14 protein-coding genes and 1 pseudogene are annotated in these 19,432 nt (G+C 73.3%); 10 read left to right on the top strand and 5 right to left on the bottom strand.

The window, feature by feature from the left end:
• Positions 1–43: 43 nt before the first annotated feature.
• The gene (locus AQJ58_RS03425; RefSeq protein ID WP_067244597.1) at positions 44–721 is read left to right on the top strand and encodes a macro domain-containing protein; all 678 of its coding nucleotides are present in this window, start codon (positions 44–46) and stop codon (positions 719–721) included.
• 59 nt (positions 722–780) lie between these two features.
• Here the strand turns inward: AQJ58_RS03425 and AQJ58_RS03420 are convergent, their stop codons facing one another.
• A complete protein-coding gene (locus AQJ58_RS03420) occupies positions 781–1,239 on the bottom strand; it encodes an RrF2 family transcriptional regulator (protein WP_067244595.1) in 459 nt (152 codons plus the stop codon).
• 38 nt (positions 1,240–1,277) lie between these two features.
• Positions 1,278–2,789 (bottom strand): arabinosylfuranosidase ArfA, encoded by a 1,512-nt coding sequence (locus AQJ58_RS03415; protein WP_067244593.1) that lies wholly within the window; start codon positions 2,787–2,789, stop codon positions 1,278–1,280.
• A gap of 301 nt (positions 2,790–3,090) precedes the next feature.
• Here AQJ58_RS03415 and AQJ58_RS03410 point away from each other — a divergent pair, with 301 nt between their 5' ends.
• The 4 genes from AQJ58_RS03410 (at position 3,091) to AQJ58_RS03395 (ending at position 9,158) form a co-directional block, all read left to right on the top strand.
• Entirely contained in the window at positions 3,091–3,696 is a 606-nt protein-coding gene (locus AQJ58_RS03410; RefSeq protein ID WP_199844519.1) for a toxin-antitoxin system, toxin component family protein, read from the top strand.
• Between the two features lie 23 nt (positions 3,697–3,719).
• Positions 3,720–4,967 carry an MAB_1171c family putative transporter gene (locus tag AQJ58_RS03405; RefSeq protein ID WP_067245721.1) on the top strand — a complete coding sequence of 416 codons (1,248 nt, stop codon included), beginning with the start codon at positions 3,720–3,722 and terminating at the stop codon, positions 4,965–4,967.
• On the top strand, positions 4,964–6,382 hold the full coding sequence (locus AQJ58_RS03400; RefSeq protein WP_199844518.1) for a pyridine nucleotide-disulfide oxidoreductase: 1,419 nt from the start codon (positions 4,964–4,966) through the stop codon (positions 6,380–6,382). The genes AQJ58_RS03405 and AQJ58_RS03400 overlap by 4 nt, the downstream gene beginning before the upstream one ends.
• Positions 6,383–6,920: 538 nt before the next feature.
• Positions 6,921–9,158: an FG-GAP repeat domain-containing protein gene (locus AQJ58_RS03395; RefSeq protein WP_234359942.1), complete on the top strand. Its 2,238-nt coding sequence runs from the start codon at positions 6,921–6,923 to the stop codon at positions 9,156–9,158.
• Positions 9,159–9,379: 221 nt separating this feature from the next.
• On the opposite strand, the gene AQJ58_RS03390 is transcribed toward AQJ58_RS03395, so the two are convergent.
• Together AQJ58_RS03390 and AQJ58_RS03385 are read right to left on the bottom strand one after the other, a co-directional pair.
• Positions 9,380–10,228 (bottom strand): SMP-30/gluconolactonase/LRE family protein, encoded by an 849-nt coding sequence (locus tag AQJ58_RS03390; RefSeq protein WP_067244589.1) that lies wholly within the window; start codon positions 10,226–10,228, stop codon positions 9,380–9,382.
• A complete protein-coding gene (locus AQJ58_RS03385; protein WP_067244587.1) occupies positions 10,225–10,998 on the bottom strand; it encodes an IclR family transcriptional regulator in 774 nt (257 codons plus the stop codon). Before AQJ58_RS03385 ends, AQJ58_RS03390 begins: the two co-directional genes overlap by 4 nt.
• A 136-nt stretch (positions 10,999–11,134) precedes the next feature.
• Between AQJ58_RS03385 and AQJ58_RS03380 the strand changes: the two are divergent.
• A pseudogene (locus tag AQJ58_RS03380) lies at positions 11,135–11,722 on the top strand (hypothetical protein); the annotation flags it as partial.
• 117 nt (positions 11,723–11,839) lie between these two features.
• Here AQJ58_RS03380 and AQJ58_RS03375 read toward each other — a convergent pair.
• Entirely contained in the window at positions 11,840–12,718 is an 879-nt protein-coding gene (locus tag AQJ58_RS03375; RefSeq protein WP_067244585.1) for an ATP-grasp domain-containing protein, read from the bottom strand.
• 158 nt (positions 12,719–12,876) lie between these two features.
• Between AQJ58_RS03375 and AQJ58_RS03370 the strand changes: the two genes are divergently transcribed.
• The 4 genes from AQJ58_RS03370 (at position 12,877) to AQJ58_RS03355 (ending at position 18,870) form a co-directional block, all read left to right on the top strand.
• Positions 12,877–14,319, top strand: a complete 1,443-nt coding sequence (locus AQJ58_RS03370; protein WP_067244583.1) for an acyl-CoA synthetase — start codon at positions 12,877–12,879, stop codon at positions 14,317–14,319.
• Positions 14,316–15,653, top strand: coding sequence for a carboxyl transferase domain-containing protein (locus AQJ58_RS03365; protein ID WP_067244582.1), 1,338 nt, complete (start codon positions 14,316–14,318; stop codon positions 15,651–15,653). Before AQJ58_RS03370 ends, AQJ58_RS03365 begins: the two co-directional genes overlap by 4 nt.
• Before the next feature lie 149 nt (positions 15,654–15,802).
• On the top strand, positions 15,803–16,750 hold the full coding sequence (gene sigJ / locus AQJ58_RS03360; protein WP_067244580.1) for an RNA polymerase sigma factor SigJ: 948 nt from the start codon (positions 15,803–15,805) through the stop codon (positions 16,748–16,750).
• On the top strand, positions 16,747–18,870 hold the full coding sequence (locus AQJ58_RS03355) for an MMPL family transporter (protein ID WP_067244578.1): 2,124 nt from the start codon (positions 16,747–16,749) through the stop codon (positions 18,868–18,870). The genes sigJ and AQJ58_RS03355 overlap by 4 nt, the downstream gene beginning before the upstream one ends.
• Positions 18,871–19,432 lie beyond the last annotated feature (562 nt).

Genomic DNA, 19,432 nt, shown 5'->3' with positions numbered 1-19,432 from the left:
CGTGATCACTGGACGGACCGGGTCCCCGACGGGAGTGTGGAAGATGACCGAGAACCGTGTGCAGCCGCCGCTGAAGGTGGTTCTGACCGACGTCAACACCAAGGTGGTCGAGGCCTGGCGGGCCGCGTTCGCCGACACCCCGGAGGTCGTGATCCGCAAGGGCTCGATCCTCGACGTGACGGCCGACGCCTGGGTCAGCCCCACCAACGCCCGCGGCCTGATGAACGGCGGGGTGGACGCCGTGGTCAAGCGGCACCTCGGCGCGGGCATCCAGCTGCGGGTGCAGCGGGCGATCCGCGACGAGTTCGGCGGGCGGCTGCCGGTGGGCAGCGCGGTGTGCGTGCCGTCCGGGGCGACGAACCCGAGGTTCCTGATCTCGACGCCCACCATGGAGCAGTCCTCGCAGAACGTGAGCGAGACACTGAACGTGGCCCTGGCCTGCGCCGCCGCGTTCCAGGCGATCCACCGGGTGAACGCCGCGGCGCCCGGCGGCATCGGTTCGGTGGCGCTGGTCGGGCTGGGCGCGCAGACCGGCCGGGTGCCGGCCCGGGTGTGCGCCAACCTGATGTGGACCGGCTACACGCTCTTCCACGACCACCGCTTCGAGGACTACGACGACCTGCGCGCCACGATCGTCGCGCAGCTCGACGACATCGAGAGCGCGCCCGCCGAGAAGCGGGTCCGCATAGCGCCGCCGAAGCGGACGACGTCCCGCCACTGACCGGCACTTGTCCCAACTCGTGTGAGATCACGGGGTGTTGACCGTTGCATCCCCTCCCACTAGGGGTTCTCCCAGGCCGCCGGTTCGGCGGCGAGTTCCTTCACCGGGTCGGGCAGGGCGTCCGCCGCGATGTCCGCGACGGTGACGCCCTCCAGGATCCGGCGGACGTTCGCCCGCAGGGCGATCCACAGCGGGAGCAGGGGCTGGGCGGTACCCGTGTAGGACAGACCCGTGGGGCGTTCGCCCCGGACGGAGACGATCGGGCCGTCGACCGCCCTGATCACGTCGGCGACGGTGATCGACGCGGCATCGCGGGCCAGACGGTAGCCGCCCCCTCCGCCGCGCCGGCTGTCGACCACACCGGCCCGGCGGAGGTCGCCGAGGATCCCTTCCAGGAACTTGTGCGGAATGTCCTGTGCGGCGGCGACCGTCTCCGCCTTCACCGGGTCGCCGCCCTGCCGTACGGCGAGCTCCAGTACCGCCCGTACCGCGTAGTCCGCGCGTGCCGAGATCCTCATGCGCACATTCTGACGCGCGGCGCGGCCCGCGGGCGGGCTCACGCCAGCCGGATCACGTTCCAGGACAGCGGTTCGAGCACGGCGGTGAGCGTGCCGTCCGTCAGGGCCGTGCCCTCGGCCCGGTGCGGGAGGACCCGCTCGGGCTCGGCCAGGGTGTTGCGGGCGTCCGGGTCGGCGTCGGCCAGGACGGTGTGCTCGACGACCGAGGTGAGATCGAGGCCGTTCAGGACGACGTCCAGGGGCAGGGACTCGGTGCGGCTGCGGTTGACGGCGAAGACGGTGACCGTGCCGTCCTCGGCCCGGACCGCCGTCGCGTGCAGCAGGTCGGTCTCGCCGTACTTCTGCGTCTCGTACGTCGGCGAGTCCACCCGTACGTCGAGCACCCGGCCCCGGCCGTGGCGGGCGGCCTGGGCGAACGGGAAGAACGTCGTCTGCCGCCAGGCCGGGCCGCCGGGCTCGGTCATGATCGGGGCGATCACGTTGACGAGCTGGGCCAGACAGGCGACCTTGACGCGGTCCGCGTGCCGCAGCAGCGCGATCAGGAGCGAGCCGAAGACGACGGCGTCCAGGACGCTGTAGTTGTCCTCCAGCAGGCGGGGGGCCTCCGCCCAGTCCCGCGCGCCGGAGTTCTCGATCTCGTGCCACTTCGAGATGTACCAGACGTTCCACTCGTCGAAGGAGAGGTTGATCCTCTTCTTCGACTTCAGCCGCGCGCCCACGTGGTCGGCGGTGGCGACCACGTTCTCGATGAAGGACTCCATGTCGACGGCGGAGGCCAGGAACGAGTCGAGGTCGCCGTCCTCGGGCTGGTAGTAGGCGTGCAGGGAGATGTGGTCGACGAGGTCGTACGTCTCGGCGAGGACCGTCGCCTCCCACTCGGCGAACGTGGGCATGGACTGGCTGGAGGAGCCGCAGGCGACGAGCTCGACGCCCGGGTCCAGCTGGCGCATCGCGCGGGCGGTCTCCGCGGCCAGCCGGCCGTACTCCTGGGCCGTCTTGTGGCCGGTCTGCCAGGGCCCGTCCATCTCGTTGCCCAGGCACCACAGCCGGATGCCGAAGGGGTCCTTGTCGCCGTGCGCGACCCGCAGGTCGGACAGGGCGGTGCCGGAGGGGTGGTTGGCGTACTCCAGGAGTTCCAGGGCCTCGGCCACGCCGCGGGTGCCGAGGTTGACGGCCATCATCGGTTCGGCCTGCGGGCCGATCCTGCGGAGGAAGGCGATGTACTCGGAGAGGCCGAAGCGGTTGGTCTCCGTGGAGCGCCAGGCGAGGTCGAGACGGCGCGGACGGTCCTGTCTCGGGCCGACCGAGTCCTCCCACTTGTAGCCGGAGACGAAGTTGCCGCCGGGGTAGCGGACGGCTGTGACGCCGAGTTCGCGCACCAGGTCCAGGACGTCCTGGCGCAGGCCGTCCTCGTCCGCCGTGGGGTGGTCCGGTTCGAAGATGCCGGTGTAGACGCAGCGGCCCAGGTGTTCGACGAAGGAGCCGAAGAGACGGGGGTTGACGTCGCCGACGGTGAAGGCGGGGTCGAGGGTGAAGCGGGCGGTGCGCATGGCTGCCTTTCGGTTCGGTTCCTGTCCGAGGGTGGGTGACGGCCGGTCGGTCCATCACCTCACTACCGTTCGGTATCTCGGATCACGCACGTGACTTCGAACGCGACCGTAAGATCGATGCGCGTGCGCGTCAATGGTTTCCCCCGGAGCCTGATAGCGCTTTCCGTCCCGGTCGGCGGCTTCTCGTCCCGCTCGTCGCGGCTTTTCGTGACGCGGACACAACCATCCGCGTAGGCTCGAAGCCGCGGCCGTAGGGCGCCGGGCGGGCTGCCGTACGGCGGTGAGAAGGGGGCGGGACCTGATGGACATCGCGGGCGCGCGCGGGACGGCGTCCCGGATCGCCTCCGCGCTGCGGCGCCCGAGGACCGGACCTGCCATGCGCGAACTGACGGTCGGGCTCTCCGCCGCGCTGCGAGCCAGGCCCCGGCGGCCGGCCGGGGTGCGGGAGGTGTCCCGGGCCCTGTGCGAGGCGATGGCCGCGCGGCGTGGCGGACGCCCCGTGGAGCTGCGGTTCGAGCGGTTCCCGGACGAGATCGGGGTGACCGGGCTGTGGGTGGAGTTCCGCGACTTCGACCTGGTCATCGTGGAGGAGCGGGCCGAGGCCGTGCAGCAACTGGTCATCCTGGGGCATGAGTTGTGGCACCTGCACGCCGGGCATCGGCACCACCACGGGGTCGGCCGGGACGCGGCGGGGATGCTCGCCGACCGGCGCGGCTGGGAGTCCATGGCGCTGACGGTGGCCGCCCGCAACGGGTCCCGCGAGACCGAGGAGGCCGAGGCCGACGACTTCGGGCACCGGCTCGCGGCCCGCTTCCGGCGCTATCTCGCCGAGGGCGCGGCCGGCGGGGAGAGCTCGCCGGTGCAGCGGACGCTGGGCTACCGCGGACGCGGGGGCGCGGCCCGGTGACCCGCGCGAACGCCCCCACGGAACTGCTGGCCGCCGGCTCATCCGGACTGCTGGACCACCTCTACATCTCCTTCTGGATCCCCACCGCGGTCCTGTGTGCCGCCCTCGCGATCAAGCTGCCGACCATCATCCGGCTGTGGCGGGACCCCCTCCTGCGGGCGGTCGGCGGTCTCCTGCTGCTCGCCTGCACGGTCTTCGTGTTCGTGGCTCCCTCGACCATCGCCTGGACCAACCGGGTCACGGGAGTGCCGAACATCTCGGCACCGTGGTGCTACTCGCTCCTCACCGCCTTCGCCGGCTCCTGCCTGCTGCTGATCATCGCCTGGCGCAACGGTCTGTCCGAGCGGTCGCCGGCGACCCGCCGCGCCATGCTCTGGGTGCTGTGCACCTACGCCGGTGTGATCGTCGCCCTGTGGGTGCTGTTCTTCCTCGCGGACGCCTCCGTCGAGCGGCTGCGGGACCTGGACACCTACTACGCCAACACGCCCTACATGCGTGAGCTGATCCTGCTCTACCTCCTCGCGCACTGCGTGGCCGTCCTCATCACCTCCCGGCTCATCTGGAACTGGGTCCGCACCGAGGGGCTCGACGTCTGGCTCCGTTCGGGGCTGGTCTGCCTGGTGGTCGGCTACGGCCTGAACCTGATCTTCGACGCCCTCAAGCTCACCGCGGTGGGGGCGCGTTGGACGGGGCACGACCTGGACTGGCTGAGCACGAACGTGGCGCCGCTCGCGGCCTGTCTGTCCGCCATCCTCGTCGCGGCCGGCTTCATCCTGCCGCACGCCGGCCAGTACCTGCACGACCGCTGGCGGATCCGCACGGCCCGCCGTGAACTGCGGCCCCTGTACATGCTGATGCGGAGCGTCAACGGCTCAGGGGTCTGCTTCAGGCTGTACGCCACCCCCGAACTGCGGCTGATCCGCCGTGAGACGTTCATCAGGGACGTGCTCCTCGGACTGGCCCGCCACATCGACGAGGAACAGGTACGCCACGCGTACGCCGCCGCCCTCGCCCTCGGTTTCCCCCCGGAGCGGTCGAGGGCGCTGGCCGCCGCCCTGAGCATCCAGGACGCGGCGGCCCGCAAGATCCGCGAGACGGACGGCACGGGCACCGAGAACCCCGACACGACGGACCTGCTCCAGGAGATCGGGTCCGTGTCACGGGCCCTTCGCGCATCCGACGACCTGGCGGCGATCCGTGCCCGTGTGACCGACCCGACGGAGCCCGGCCATCGGGCTCCCGCAGCAGAGAGCGGCCTTTCCCGTCCATGAGATCCACGACTGACCGCACCCCCGCCGTCGTCCTCGGCGGTTCCCTCGCCGGCCTGCTGGCCGCCCGCGCCCTCGCGGACGTCACCGGCCGGGTGATCCTCGTCGAACGCGACACGCTGCCGACCGGGCCCGCACCGCGCCGGGGCCTGCCCCAGGCCCGGCACGCCCACCAGCTCTGGTCGGGTGGTGCACGGGCGCTGGAGGAGCTGGTGCCGGGCGTCGGGGACCGGCTCCGCGCGGCCGGGGTGCGCCGGCTGCCGGTCACGACGGACATGGTCGCGCTGTCACCGCACGGCTGGTACCGGCGGTGGGCCGAGTCGCACCACATGCTGCTCGCCGGCCGGGACCTGCTGGACGCGACCGTGCGGGCGGCCGTGCTCGCGGACGAGCGGATCGAGGTCCGGGAAGGGACCCTGGCGGTGGGTCTGACCGGCACGGCGGCGGCCGTGTCCGGCGTACGGCTGCGTCCGGCCGGTGACCGGGGCGGCGCCGCGGACACCGAGGAGGCGGTCCCGGCCGCGCTGGTCGTCGACGCCACCGGGCGTGCCTCACGGGCCCCGCGCTGGCTGACCGCACTGGGTCTGCCCGAACCGGAGCGCAGGGTGGTCGACTCCGGTGTCGCGTACGCGAGCCGGCTGTTCCGGGCGCCCGAGGCGGCCCGCGACGCCTTTCCCGTCGTCAACGTGCAGCCCGCCCCCCGGACCGGGGAGCCGGGCCGGGGCGGAGTGCTGCTGCCGATCGAGGACGGGCAGTGGCTGGTCACGCTGTTCGGGTCCCGCGGCGGCGAACCGACCGCGGACGCCTCGGACTTCGTCCGCTACGCCCGCGAGGAACTGCGGGACCCGATCATCGCCGACCTCGTCGAACGGGCCGAGCCGCTGGGCGAGGTGGCGTTCACCCGGACGACCGCCAACCGGCGTCTCTTCTACGAGCGGATGCGGAGCTGGCCCGAGGACTTCGTCGTCCTCGGTGACGCGTTGTGCGCCCTCAACCCGATCTACGGTCACGGCATGTCGGTCGCCGCCCAGGGGGCACTGGCGCTGAAGAAGATGGCGGGACGCCACGGAACGGGCTCACCGGGCCTGGCCCGCCGCGTCCAGAAGGCGGTGTCCCGCCCGGCGTCGACCGCGTGGGACCTGGCCCTCGGCATGGACGTGTTCTATCCGGGTGCCACCGAGAACGGCCCCGGCCTCCGGGACCGTCTGCTGGCCGCGTACGTCGGACGCCTGCTGTACACCGCCACCGGCAACGGCCGCGTCGCCCGCCGGGTGACGGACGTGACGTCCCTGGAGCGGGGCCCCGAGGTCCTGCTGTCGCCCGGAGTGCTGCTGGCCGCCGCGGTGGGCCCGCTCAGACCGGCGTTGAGCGGGCCGCCGTTGACGGGCGACGAACGCAAGCGGGCGGGGCTGGACTGAGGGCTGTCCCGCAATGATCAAGAAGCACGCGCTCGCGGACAGGCGAGCTGTGAGAGGAGACCGTGCGCCGCACGGAGCCGGCATGAGGTTCGTTCGCTGAGCCCGAGAAAACCGTTGGACCCGGTGGCGGTGGCGCGACATAGGGTTCGGGGCGCGGAGACGTGGTCGGCGGCGAGGGAACGGTGGATGGCGGGACTGTACGAGATCTGGCAGCGGGCGGAGGTGTCGCGCCGGCTCGACGTGTTGTCGGGCTTCGTCGCGATGTGCGTGGCGGGGGACGATGACGCGCGACGCCGTCTCGCTCAGCTGGTTGCCGGCGCTGACGCGGCCCTGTCCGACTCGCCCCCGGATCTGCCGGGTGCTGCTGGCCACCGCGTACTGGCGCGGCGCCCCGGGTGCAGTACAGCAGCGAGGTTCCTTGCCTTCATGAACGCGGCCCGCCGGCACGAAACTTGTGCTGTCCGCGCCCCGGTCGACGTCCACTTCTTAGAGATATACATCCTGCGACCTCTTCGCCTGAAACGAAGGAATCCACTCCTTGCTCCCCCTGCGCATCGCCCGGCCACGCCTCGCCGCGGCCATCACCGTCGTCCTCGCTCTCACTGCCGCCGGTGGCGCCCTGCCCTCCTCCGCGACGGCCGCGCCCGCCGACGTCATCGCCGCCACGGGTGCCGCGGACCAATCCGTCACCGCCTTCCCGAAGAGGGACGTCATCACCGGGGCAACCGCCTCGGGCTACCTGACCTACAACCCGGCCACCGGACGGACCTGGCTTCCCGCCCCGGGCGGCTCCCCCACGAAATGGCCGTCGAGTTACACGGTCCTGGGCACCGGGTCCGGCGACCTCGTCGCCACGTACGCCGCCCCCACCAACACCACCGGCACGATCACGGACATGGCGACCGGAACGGTCGTCTACTCCTATTACCCCGGCCCCTCCGCCACCGGGGCCACCTTCGCGGGCGCTGCCGGCGTCTGCCTCTTCACCACGCTGGACAACGCCGCGGGCGGCAAGACGCTCCGCATGCACACCAAGGACGCGGCGCTGCGCACGGTGACCGGCCTGCCGGACACGGCCACAGAGGTGAGGGTCGTGCCCGCCACCGCCACCCATGCCCAGGTGACCTACGCCACCGGGACCGGTACAGACACCCGGCGCTACCTCGGCCTCCTCGACCTTGCGGCCGGTACCGTGACCGAGACCTACGAGCTTCCGGCCGCTGCGGCGGGCACGGACATCGCGGTCTCGACCACGCACGTGGCGTGGGTCGAGTACAACGCCGCGCCGGACGCGACGTATGACGCGACGGTGGTCGTCACCGACCGCTCCACGGATACGCGGCAGACCATTCCGGTGGGCAAGGCAGCGCAGAGAAGGCTGGAAATCGGCCTGCAGGGCGCCTGGGTGACGTACGGCAACCGCAGCGCACTGGACGCGGACGGGACGTACTCCTCAGACGCGCTGACCGCCTACGACCTGACGAGCGGCGCCACCCGCAAGCTCCTCGACCACCTCACCTCCGCCGCCACCGCCCCCGACGGCACGCTGTTCGCGCGCGGCGGCACGGTCGCCGACAACGAAGGCGTGTACCGCATCACGTCCGGCCAGGACGCTCTCCCGGCCGCGACCCTGGTCGCCGGTACCGGCGAGCCCACCCGGGTCACGCTGACCGGCGCCGGCGTCCCCGCTGTCCTCAACCTCGACCCGGGCGGCGGCCAGAGCACGATGGCATGGAAGCTGTCCCGCGACAACGTCGACATGACGGTCACACTGCGGCACGTCCGCACAGGCAGGACCGTGACCGCGTACTTCCCGAATCCACCGACTACATCCGTCACCTTCGACTGGGACGGCGAACTGCAGTGGCCGGAGCAGGGCAACGCGTACAACGGCGATTACACCTGGACACTCATCGCCAAGCCCCTCAACGGCATCGGCCCCGACCTCACCGCTTCTGGCACGTTCACGGTCGTGCGCACCGCCAAACCGCATGACTTCGACGACAACGGCGCCCCGAACGTGCTCGCACGGGACACCGCCGGACGCCTGTGGACCGGCGACACCTACTACGACCCCCACAACCCCGGGCAGTTGAGCGATCACGAGACCAGACTCATCGGCTCGGGCTGGGGCATCTACGACCGGATCGAGGCCGTCGGCAACGTAGGCGGCTCCCAGCACGCCGACGTGATCGCCCGTGACGGCAGCGGTGCGCTGTGGCTGTACCCGGGCAACGGCGCCGGGGGCTTCGCCAACCGCATCAGGATCGGCGGCGGCTGGCAGATCTACAACAAGATCACCGGTGGCAGCGACTACAGCGGGGACGGCCGGGCCGACCTGCTCGCCACCGACGCTGCCGGGGTGCTCTGGCTCTTCAAAGGCACCGGCAACCACGCCGCTCCGTTCGCGACCCGGGTGAAGGTCAGCGGCGGCTGGGGCACCTACAACAAGATCATTGCTGTGGGGAACGTCGGCGGCACCACCGCGAGCGACCTCCTCGCCCGCGACAGCAGGGGCGTGCTGTGGCTCTCCCGCGGAAACGGCAACGGCACCTTCGCCTCACGTGTCAGGATCGGCAGCGGCTGGAACCTCTACAGCGACCTCGTGGGCATCGGCGACGCCAACCACGACGGCCGCCCCGACCTGCTCGCATACGACAAGAGCCGGAACCTGACGTACCTCTACCTCGGCACCGGCAACACGTCGGCACCGTTCACGTCGCGGATCCGCTACTACCCCCACAACCCCTCCCTGGCATACAACCACCTGGCATGACACCCTCCTGATACCCAGGCGCCAGTGACCTCCAGGCGGCATCTGCCGGCCCATCCGCACGCCGCCTGGGCGGCGAGAGGTGGCGTGACCTGCCGGAACGCCACGGGCCGTGGAAAGCGGGCCTACGTCTTCCACGGCACGTCACCGCAGCAGCGATCCGCCTCTGGCTTCGGCAGTGATCCGCCGGACAGAACCTGGCCGCCTGCGGCGCGCCCCCGCGCTCAGCCGCGGAAGGCCGGCTGCGGCAGTCCCTTGCCCGCCCCCGGCACCACCAGCAGGGAGCCCGCCACCGGGTGCGGGGAGGTCAGCCCCACCCTCGCCGTCGTGACGTAGAGGTCACTGAGGTCGGAGCCGCCGAAGGCGCAGGCCGTCACCCGGGGGGTGGGGAGGGTGATGACGCGGTCGAGGTCGCCCGCGGGGGTGTAGCGGCGTACCGCCGCGCCGTCCCAGAGGGCGACCCAGACGCAGCCGTCCGCGTCGACGGTCAGGCCGTCGGGGAAGCCCGCGCCGTCCTCGATCACGACGAAGGGGCGGCGGTCGGAGATCCGGCCGTCGGCGAAGGTGAAGACGTCGACCCGGCGGGTCGGGGAGTCGACGTAGTACATGAGCGAGTGGTCCGGGCTCCAGCCCGTGCCGTTGCTCACCGCCACGTCGTCGAGGAAGACCTCGGCGGTGCCGTCGCCGGTGTGGCGGGTCAGGGTGCCGCCGCCGGGTGCCTCGTCGTAGCGCATGGTGCCGGCCCACAGGGAGCCGTCGGGGGCGACGGCGGCGTCGTTGGCGCGGCGGCCGGGGACCGGCTCGTGGTGCAGCCAGCGGAAGGCGCCGTCCTCGTCCAGCAGGGCCACGCCGTCACGGAGGTTGAGGACGAGACCGCCGCCCTCGCGGGGCTTGGCCGCGCCCACGTGCTGGTCGGTCACCCGGACCGTGCGGCGGCCGGTCGAGGGGTCGTAGGTGTGCAGCCGGGAGCCGAGGATGTCGAGCCAGAGCAGACGGCCGGTGGCCGGGTCCCAGGTGGGGCCCTCGCCGAGGGTGGCCTCGGCCCGTACCGCGACGTCGTAGGAGATGCTCATGCCACGCTCCGGTAGCCGAGGAGTTCGGAGAGTTCCGCGGCGCCCTTGGCGGCGAGCTGCTCCAGCTCGATGCGGCGCTCGTCGCTCCAGCGGATCATGGGGACGGAGATCGACAGGGCCGCCACGACCTGGCCGGTGCGGTCGCGGACGGGCGCGGCCACACAGCTCACGTCGGGGTTCGACTCACGGCTCTCCACCGCGACGCCCCGTTCCCTGATCTCCGCGAGCGCGGCGCGCAGGGCGGCGGGCTCGGTGATGCTGTTCGGGGTCATCCGCACGAGGTGGGCGTCGTCGGGGACCCGGGCGGAGAGCTCGCTCTCGGGCAGGGAGGCCAGCAGCATCTTGCCGACGGAGGTGCAGTGGGCGGGCAGCCGGCGGCCGGCGGCCGAGACCATGCGCACCGCGTGCGTGGAGTCGACCTTGGCGATGTAGATGACGTCCGTGCCCTCCAGGATCGCCACGTGGACCGTCTCGTCACACGTCTCGGCGACACTGCGGGCGACCTGCTGACCCTCGGCGGCGAGGTCGAGGTGCTCGGCGTACCGGCTGCCGAGCTGGTAAGGGCGGACCCCGAGGCGGTACCGTCCGGGCTGTCCGGGCACGGGGACGATGTAGGAGCGCGCGGCGAGCGTGGTCACCAGTTCGTGCACCGTGGTGCGCGGGAGCTGGAGTCTGCGCACGATGTCGGGGGCGGAGAGCGTCCCGTCCCCGTCGAGGAAGAGCTCGAGAATGTCGAGAGCTCGGGTCACGGCTGGTACGAGGCGTCCCACGACCGGCCCCCTCCCTGTTTCGTCCCTGGCCTGCGTTCGAAATTTCAACAGGCGATCGGCATGACGAACACAGGCTGTCATATGGCGCTGCGCTGGGCAATGGTCCTGAAACGCTCCGGTGGGCCAGGATGGGGGTATGCCGACCCCGAAACGTCTCGCCGGCACCTTCAGTGTCGCCGACTTCCAACTCGTACTGCTGCGCCGCATGGCCGACCACAACCCGGATCTGGTGGACGACGCCCGCCATGGCCTGGGGGTGTCCCTGGCGCAGATGAGGGAGGCCAACAAGCGCTGGCAGGCCATGATCCACTCCCCGCACGCGCGGGGCGCCCTCTCCCGTTACCGCTCGGTCCTCGGTGAACCCGAGTCGAGGACCGCACGCCGCGTCGGCGACGTCGACTGCGAGTCCTGGCAGTGGCCGATCCCGCTCTGGCCCGATCTGCGCTTCGAGGTGCTGCTCGCGCCGGACAACTCCGTCTGGAACGACTGGCTGGTGCGCGCCCCGCAGCGGCCGGCCCCGGCGCCGCGCACCCTGGACGACCTGGCCCCCTGGTCCTGCACGGTCGACGAGGTCGCCCGCGCCTTCGCCCCGGCCCGCCCGCTGGAGGGGACCGCCCCCACCCGCTGGGGGCTGGCGTTCACGGCGCCGGACGCCCTGGGCACGCCCCGGGAGGCGGTCGCCGAGTTCACCTGGGGGCTGCTCCAGCGGACGACCGTCCGGGACGGCAACGGCCCCGGGCCCGCCCCGCACGAGCGGGCACAGTACGACCTCTACGAACAGCAGCAACAGCACGAGCGGCTGTACGGAATCCACGGGCAGTACGGGAATTCCTAGGGGGTGTCACACCCCCTGGCGGGCCGCCGCGAGGATGGCCGTCACGACCGCCGCCACCGAGCCGGTGTGCAGGGACAGGAACAGGTTCGGTTCGACCAGTTCCAGTTCCATGACCTGGGGTCGGCCGTCCTCGCCGTCCACGAGGTCCACGCGCGCGTACAGCAGCTCGGGGGCCTTGGGGACGGCCGCCAACGCCTGCTCGGCCACGGCCAGTTCGGCGTCCGTGGGCTGCCAGGCCACCAGGCCCGGGTGGGCCACCTTGCGCTCGTCGTACGGCGTGCCGGGCGCGAGGACGGCCCCCTTGCGGCTGGCGTGCAGCAGGCGTCCGCCGAAGAACTGGAGGGCCCGCTCGCCCGCCGCGTCGATGCCCCGCACATAGGGCTGCACCATCGCGGTGAAGCCCTCGGCGTGCAGGCGCGCGAGGTGCCGTACGGCGGTGTCGTGCTCGTCGGGGGTGTAGCGGGCGGCGAAGCGGGCGCCGCCGCCGGAGGTCGGCTTCACGACGTACTCGTGGTCGTCGGGGAGGCCGGCCGGCTCGCCGGGGGCGAGGTAGCGGGTCGGGACGGTCGGGACCCCGGCGGCCGCGAGCGCGCCGAGGTAGCGCTTGTCGCTGTTCCAGCGGATCACGTCGGCCGGATTGGCCAGCCGGGTGACGGCCGAGGCCTTCCCGGCCCAGGCCAGGAACTCGGCCGCGCGCCAGCTGTAGTCCCAGGTGGACCGGATGACGGCGAGGTCGAACGAGCCCCAGTCGGCCCCGGGGTCGTCCCAGACGACGGCCCGCGCCTGCGCCCCGGCCTCCGTCAGCGCCGCGACCAGCCCCGGCAGATCCCGGTCGACGGCGACCTCGGGTCCGGGCCGGCAGGTGACGAGGGCGATACGGGACACGCGGAACTCCCTCTTCGTACTCATGTCCGACGACCGGTCCCCGGAAGGCTAACAGCGACGACGTGAGCCGTGTGACGGCCGGCCTGGTGGAAGCGGCCTGAGCCGGGGCAGGATCGGTGGCACATGACCTCAGGTCCACCGGTTCAAGGAGCGTCCGCGTGTCCTCTCTCTTCCCCGCCCTCACGGGTGACCCTTCCGAACGTGCGGCGGTGCGGTTCGGTGAGCGGGCCCTGACCTACGCCGAGCTCGCGGCGGCGGCCGGGGCCGTCGCGGAGCGGGTGCGCGGGGCGGGCAGGGTGGCGGTGTGGGCCACGCCCACGCTGGAGACCGCCGTGGCGGTGGTGGGCGTGCTGCTCGCCGGGGCCGCCGCCGTACCGCTCAACCCGAAGTCGGGGGACAAGGAGCTGGCACACATCCTGGGTGACAGCGCGCCGGGGCTCGTGCTCGCCGCGTCGGGGGACGAACTGCCCGCCGCGCTGCACCCGGTGGAGCGCGTGGACGTCGACGTGCGCGCCGTCGGCGGCGCCGCCCCGGAGCCCGTGGCCGACGAGGACCCGGCCCTCGTCGTCTACACCTCCGGCACCACCGGCCCCCCGAAGGGCGCGGTCATCCCCCGGCGGGCCGTCGCCGCCACCCTGGACGCCCTCGCCGACGCCTGGCAGTGGACGGCGCAGGACGTGCTGGTGCACGGGCTGCCCCTGTTCCATGTGCACGGACTGGTGCTGGGCGTGCTCGGGCCGCTGCGGCGGGGCGGGTCGGTACGGCATCTGGGGCGGTTCACCACGGAGGGAGTGGCCCGGGAGCTGAGCGGGGGCGCGACCATGCTGTTCGGGGTGCCGACGATGTACCACCGGATCGCCGAGACGCTCCCGGCCGACCCGGAGCTGGTCAAGGCGCTGTCGGGGGCCCGGCTGCTGGTGTCGGGCTCGGCCGCGCTGCCCGTGCACGACCACGAGCGGATCGCGGCGGCGACCGGGCGGCGGGTGATCGAGCGGTACGGCATGACGGAGACCCTGATGAACACGGCGGTGCGGGCCGACGGGGAGGCCCGGCCGGGGACCGTCGGGGTGCCGCTGCCGGGGGTGGAGCTGCGGCTGGTCGACGAGGGCGGGGCGGCCGTATCGGCGTACGACGGGGAGACCGTCGGGGAGATCGAGGTGCACGGGCCGAACCTGTTCACGGAGTACCTCAACCGGCCCGACGCGACCGCCGCCGCCTTCACCGCCGACGGCTGGTTCCGCACGGGTGACGTGGCCGTGCGCGATCCGGACGGGTACGTGCGGATCGTCGGGCGCAAGGCCACCGACCTCATCAAGAGCGGCGGGTACAAGATCGGGGCCGGGGAGATCGAGAACGCGCTGCTGGAGCATCCCGGGGTACGCGAGGCGGCCGTCACGGGGGCGCCGGACGCGGACCTCGGGGAGCGGATCGTCGCCTGGATCGTCCCCGCCGACCCGCAGTCCCCGCCGGACGCCGCCGAGCTGGCCGCTCACGTGGCCCGGCGGCTCGCGCCGCACAAGCGGCCCCGGGACGTGCGGTACCTCGACGCGCTGCCCCGCAACGACATGGGGAAGATCATGAAGCGGGCGCTGCCGTCATGACGGGACGTGCGAGCGCCCGCGAGATCATCGCCCTCGTCACCGACTCCTTCACCGAACTCCCCCACCCGGCGCGGGAGGTACGCCCCGACGGGCCGCTGGCCTGGCCCGGCTACGACCTCGCGCGCGCCCGCGCGGCCGAGCGCACCGGGGAGAGCGAGTCCGTCGTCTGCGGCACCGCCCGGGTCGAGGGCACCGAAGCGGTCCTGATCGCCTTCGAGTTCGGCTTCCTGGGCGGCTCGCTGGGCGAACGCACCGGCGACCGGCTGTCGGCGGCGTACGCCCATGCCCGCCAACACCGGCTGCCCGTCGTGCCGTTGGTCGCGACGGGCGGCAGCCGGATGCAGGAGGGCATGCTCGCCCTCAGCCAACTCCAGCGGGTGGCGCGGGAGTCGGCGCTGACCCGGCAGGCGGGGCTGGCGCAGATCGCGGTGGTGCGGGACCCGACGACCGGCGGGGGCTGGGCCACGCTCGGCGCGGGGGCGGACGTCGTCCTCGCGCTGCCCGGGGCCCAGGTCGGCTTCGCCGGGTCCCGGGTGCGGCCGGCGGACGCCGATCCGGCCGCGTACACGGCCGAGGCGCAGGTCGCGGCGGGGGCGGCGGACGCCGTCGTGCCCGAGGGGGAGCTGCGGGAGACGCTCGGGCGGTGGCTGCGGCTGCTGACCGGGGTGTCCGGCGAGCCGGCCCCGGTGCCGGAGCCGCTCGGCGCGCGGGATCTGCCGGTCTCCGGCTGGGACGCGGTACGCCGGGCCCGCTCCCCGCACCGGCCGCGCGCCGCGCAGTACCTGGACGCCTGTCTCACCGGGCGGGTCGCGCTCTGTGGCGACCGGTGCGGGGGTACCGACCCGGACGGGATGCTGTGCGGCTTCGGCGAGCAGGACGGCCGTACCGTCGCGTACGCCGCGCAGACCGGGGCGGCCACCCGGCCCGCCGGATACCGTACGGCGACCCGGCTGATCCGGCTCGCGGACCGGCTCGGCATCCCGGTGCTCACCCTGGTGGACACCCCCGGCGCGGCCAACGACGCCGAGGCGGAACGGCAGGGCGCGGGCGCGGCGATCGCGGAGCTGTTCGGGGTCCTCGCCACCGTGCGGACGCCGGTCACCACCCTGGTGATCGGCGAGGGCGGTTCCGGCGGGGCGCTCGCGCTGGCCGCGCCCGGCCGCACCTGGGCCGCGCCGGACAGCTACTTCTCCGTGATCGCGCCCGAGATGGCCGCCGCGATCCTCAAGCGGCCGCCCGGGGAGGTGGAGGCGACGGCCGGTCAACTCCGTATCCGACCGCAGGACTTGGTGGAACTCGGGGTGATCCGGCCGCCGGAGCGGCAGACGCCGTGAAAACGGGCCGGGGAACAGGACAGTACCCGCACGGTCGCTGTAGTCCCCCACGGGGGTGAGACGTGGGTCACATACGAGGGTGGTCATGTCACACTCCGGGCGGCCGGGTCCCTCTCAGTGTCGAAAGCATCCGCGACGGGAGGCCCACGATGTCCCACCCACCGCACCCGGTGGCACGCACCGCGACCGAGGTGTTCGCCGACCACCGGGAGCTGTTGTTCTCCATCGTCTACAACATGCTCGGCAGCGTCTGCGACACCGAGGACGTGATGCAGGAGACGTGGCTGTCGTGGGCGGCACGGCACGAGGCGGAGGGCGCGGCGCGGATCGGGCATCCGCGCGCCTACCTGGTGCGGATCGCGGTGAACGGGGCGCTCGCCCACCGGGCCACCGTCAGCCGACGCCGGGAGACCTATGTCGGGCCCTGGCTGCCCGAACCGCTGGTCGGGCCCCTCCCGGACGCCGCGGCCCCCGCCGACACCGCGGACGCGGCCGACGCGGCCCTGCGTGCCGAGTCGGTGTCGATGGCGCTGCTGGTGGTCCTGGAGACCCTCACCCCGCTGGAGCGGGGCGTGTTCGTGCTGCACGAGGTGTTCGGCTACCCCCACACCGAGATCGCGGAGATCCTCGGCCGCAGCCCCTCGGCGATCCGCCAGCTCGCGCACCGCGCCCGCGAGCACGTGCACGCCCGGCGCCCCCGGTACGCGCCCGATCCGCAGGTCCGGCGGCAGGTGACCGAGCGGTTCCTGGACGCCGCCCTCGGCGGTGACCTGGACGCCCTGCTGCGGCTGCTGGCGCCGGACGTGACGCTGTGGGGCGACGGCGGCGGCAAGGGCGCGGGCGGACCCCGGCCGCTGCGGGGCCGGGACAAGGTGGCCCGGCTGCTCGCCTCGGTCGCGCCGCGTTCCGGTCAGGGCCTGCGCATCGCCTACCGCAGCGTCAACGGCGATCCGTCGGCGCTGCTGTTCGCCGGCGACACCCCGTACGCGGTCCTCGTCCTCGACCTCACCCCGGACGGGGACCGGGTGTGCGGGATCTACGCCGTCGCCAACCCCGACAAGCTCGCCCACATCGGCACCGCGGCGAGGTCCCTGTGAGGGCGGGCACGCTGGTGTCCCTGCCGGGCGGCCGGGTCGGCAAGTGGGTCGTCCTCGCCCTCTGGGCGGTCCTGCTGGTCCCGGCCCTGATGCTGGCCGGGCGGCTGGGCGAGGTCGAGCAGAACGACAACTCGGCCTGGCTGCCCGGGGACGCGGAGTCGACGCGGGTCGTCGAGCGGGTGGCGCGGTTCCGGCCCGCCGACACCGTGCCCGCGATCGTGGTCTACGACCGGCCGGGTGGCGTCACCGCCGCCGATCTGGCGAAGGCCCGCGCCGACGCCGAGGCCTTCCGGACGGTCGACGGGGTCGAGGGCGCGCCGCAGGGCCCGGTGCGGTCGGCGGACGGGCGGGCGATCCAGACCGTGGTCCAGGTGCACAAGGACCGCACGGGATGGGAGGGGATCGGCAGGGTCGTCGACGCGCTGACCGAGGTCGGCGAGACGGACGGCGGCGGCGGTCCCGGGTTCCATGTCACCGGGCCGGCCGGGCAGGCCGCCGACTCCATCAAGGCCTTCGGCGGCGGGGGCGGGCTCACGGCGATCACCGCGTCCGTGGTCGTCCTGATCCTGCTGCTCACCTACCGCAGCCCGGTCCTCCCGCTGCTGCCGCTGCTGACCGCGGGCGCGGCACTGGTCACCTCCGAGGCGGTGATCTACGTCCTGGCGAGGAACGCCGGACTCACCGTCAACAAGCAGACCGGGTTCATCCTGACCGTGCTGGTGTTCGGCGCCGCCACCGACTACGCCCTCCTGCTCACCTCGCGCTACCGGGAGGAGCTGCGGCGGCACGAGGACCGGCACGAGGCGATGGAGCGGGCCCTGCGGCGCTCCGGTCCCGCGATCGTCGCCAGCGCGGCGACCGTCGCGGTCAGCCTGACGCTGCTGACCCTGGCCTCCCTCAACTCCACCCAGGGGCTCGGCCCGGCGTGCGCGGTCGGCGTCCTCGTCGGTCTGCTCGCCATGACCACCCTGATGCCGGCGCTGCTGGTGGTCTGCGGCCGCTGGATCTTCTGGCCGACGACCCCCTCGTACGACGCGACGCCCGCCGGCGCGGGGGCCGGCGGCGTCTGGGCCCGGGTGGGCGCCGCGGTCTCCGGGCGGCCGCGGCTGGTGTGGGCCGGTACCGCGCTGGTCCTCGGCGCGATGACGCTCGGGATGTTCACGCTGCGGGCCGACGGGCTGGCCGGGAAGGACCAGTTCACCGGCCGCCCGCAGTCGGCCGTGGGCGAGGAGATCCGCGCCCGGCACTTCCCGGCCGGCTCGGGCGACCCCGTCCTGGTGGTGGCGCGGGCGGACGCGGCACAGGAGGTGCGGAGCGCGCTGTCCGGTGTCCCGGGGGTGGCCCGCGTCGCCGCGCCGGTGGTCAAGGGGGGTGAGGCACTGGTGGCCGGGGAGCTGCGGGACGATCCCAGCAGTACGGCCGCGATGCGGGCGGTCGAGCGGGCCAGGGCCGCCGTCCACGAGGTCGAGGGCGGGCGGGCGCAGGTCGGCGGGACCACGGCGGTGCTGCTCGACACACGGGAGGCGGCCGACCGCGACTCGGTGGTGATCATCCCCATCGTGCTGGTGGCGGTGTTCCTCGTGCTCGCGCTGCTGCTGCGGGCGGTCGTCGCCCCGCTGCTGCTGATGGCGACGGTGGTGCTGTCGTTCGGGGCGGCGATGGGGGTGAGCGCCCTGGTGTTCGAGCACGTCTTCCACTTCGCCGGGGAGGAGGCCTCCTTCCCGCTGCTGGCGTTCGTGTTCCTGGTCGCCCTCGGCATCGACTACAACATCTTCCTGGTCACCCGGGTGCGCGAGGAGGCCGTCCGGCACGGCACCCGGCGCGGGGCGCTGACGGGGCTGTCGGCCACCGGCGGTGTGATCACCTCGGCGGGGGTGGTGCTGGCGGGCACCTTCGCGGCGATGGCCTCGCTGCCGCTGGTGTTCGCAGCCGAGCTGGGGTTCGCGGTGGCGTTCGGGGTGCTGCTGGACACCCTGGTCGTCCGCTCGGTCCTGGTCACCGCGCTGACGCTGGACGTGGGGCGGTGGATGTGGTGGCCGAGCGGGTTGTTCCACCGGACCGGCGGCCGGCTCGGGGAGCCGTCGGAACCTGCTCCGGAAGCGGTGTTGAGGGGCGGGTGAGGGATGGTGAGGGTCCGGGGAGGGCTGGCGAACGGCCGGTGAGGAGCCGATGAGAGCTGGCGAACGGCCGGTGAGGGGCCAGAGAGGGGCCGGGGGGGTGGGCGAGGGCCGGTGAACGGCCACTGAGGGCCGGGAAGCCGGGGAGGGCCGTTGAAGGGCCAGTGGGGGCCGGGAAGAGCCGGGAAGGACCGTTGAAGGGCCAGTGAGGGCTGGCGAAGGGCTGGGGCGAGTCGTTGTAGGCCCGCTCAGGGGCCGGGGAGAGTCGGTAAAGGGCCGCTGACCGTCGGCCCGTGGCGGCGGGCCGGGGGCCGCCGCCGCGCCCGTGTCACCGGCGCCTCGGAGGTCCTGGAGACCGTCCGCCGACCGCAGCCGGGGCGCCGCCGGACAGGGCGGGAGGCGCCCCGCCCCGACCGCAGCCGAGGCACCGCCGGACAGGGCGGGAGGCGCGCCGCCGGGACAACCCCCCATTCGGGCGCGCCCCGCCCGGCCCCCTTGAAGAGGCGTCCCCCCGCACGGCCCGCGCAGGATGCGAGGGAGGCCGGCCGCCCGGCGGCCCACCCCG

The sequence above is a fragment of the Streptomyces sp. DSM 15324 genome, assembly GCF_001514285.1.
Classification (GTDB): Bacteria; Actinomycetota; Actinomycetes; order Streptomycetales; family Streptomycetaceae; genus Streptomyces.
This window is presented reverse-complemented; position numbering and strand designations above follow the sequence as displayed.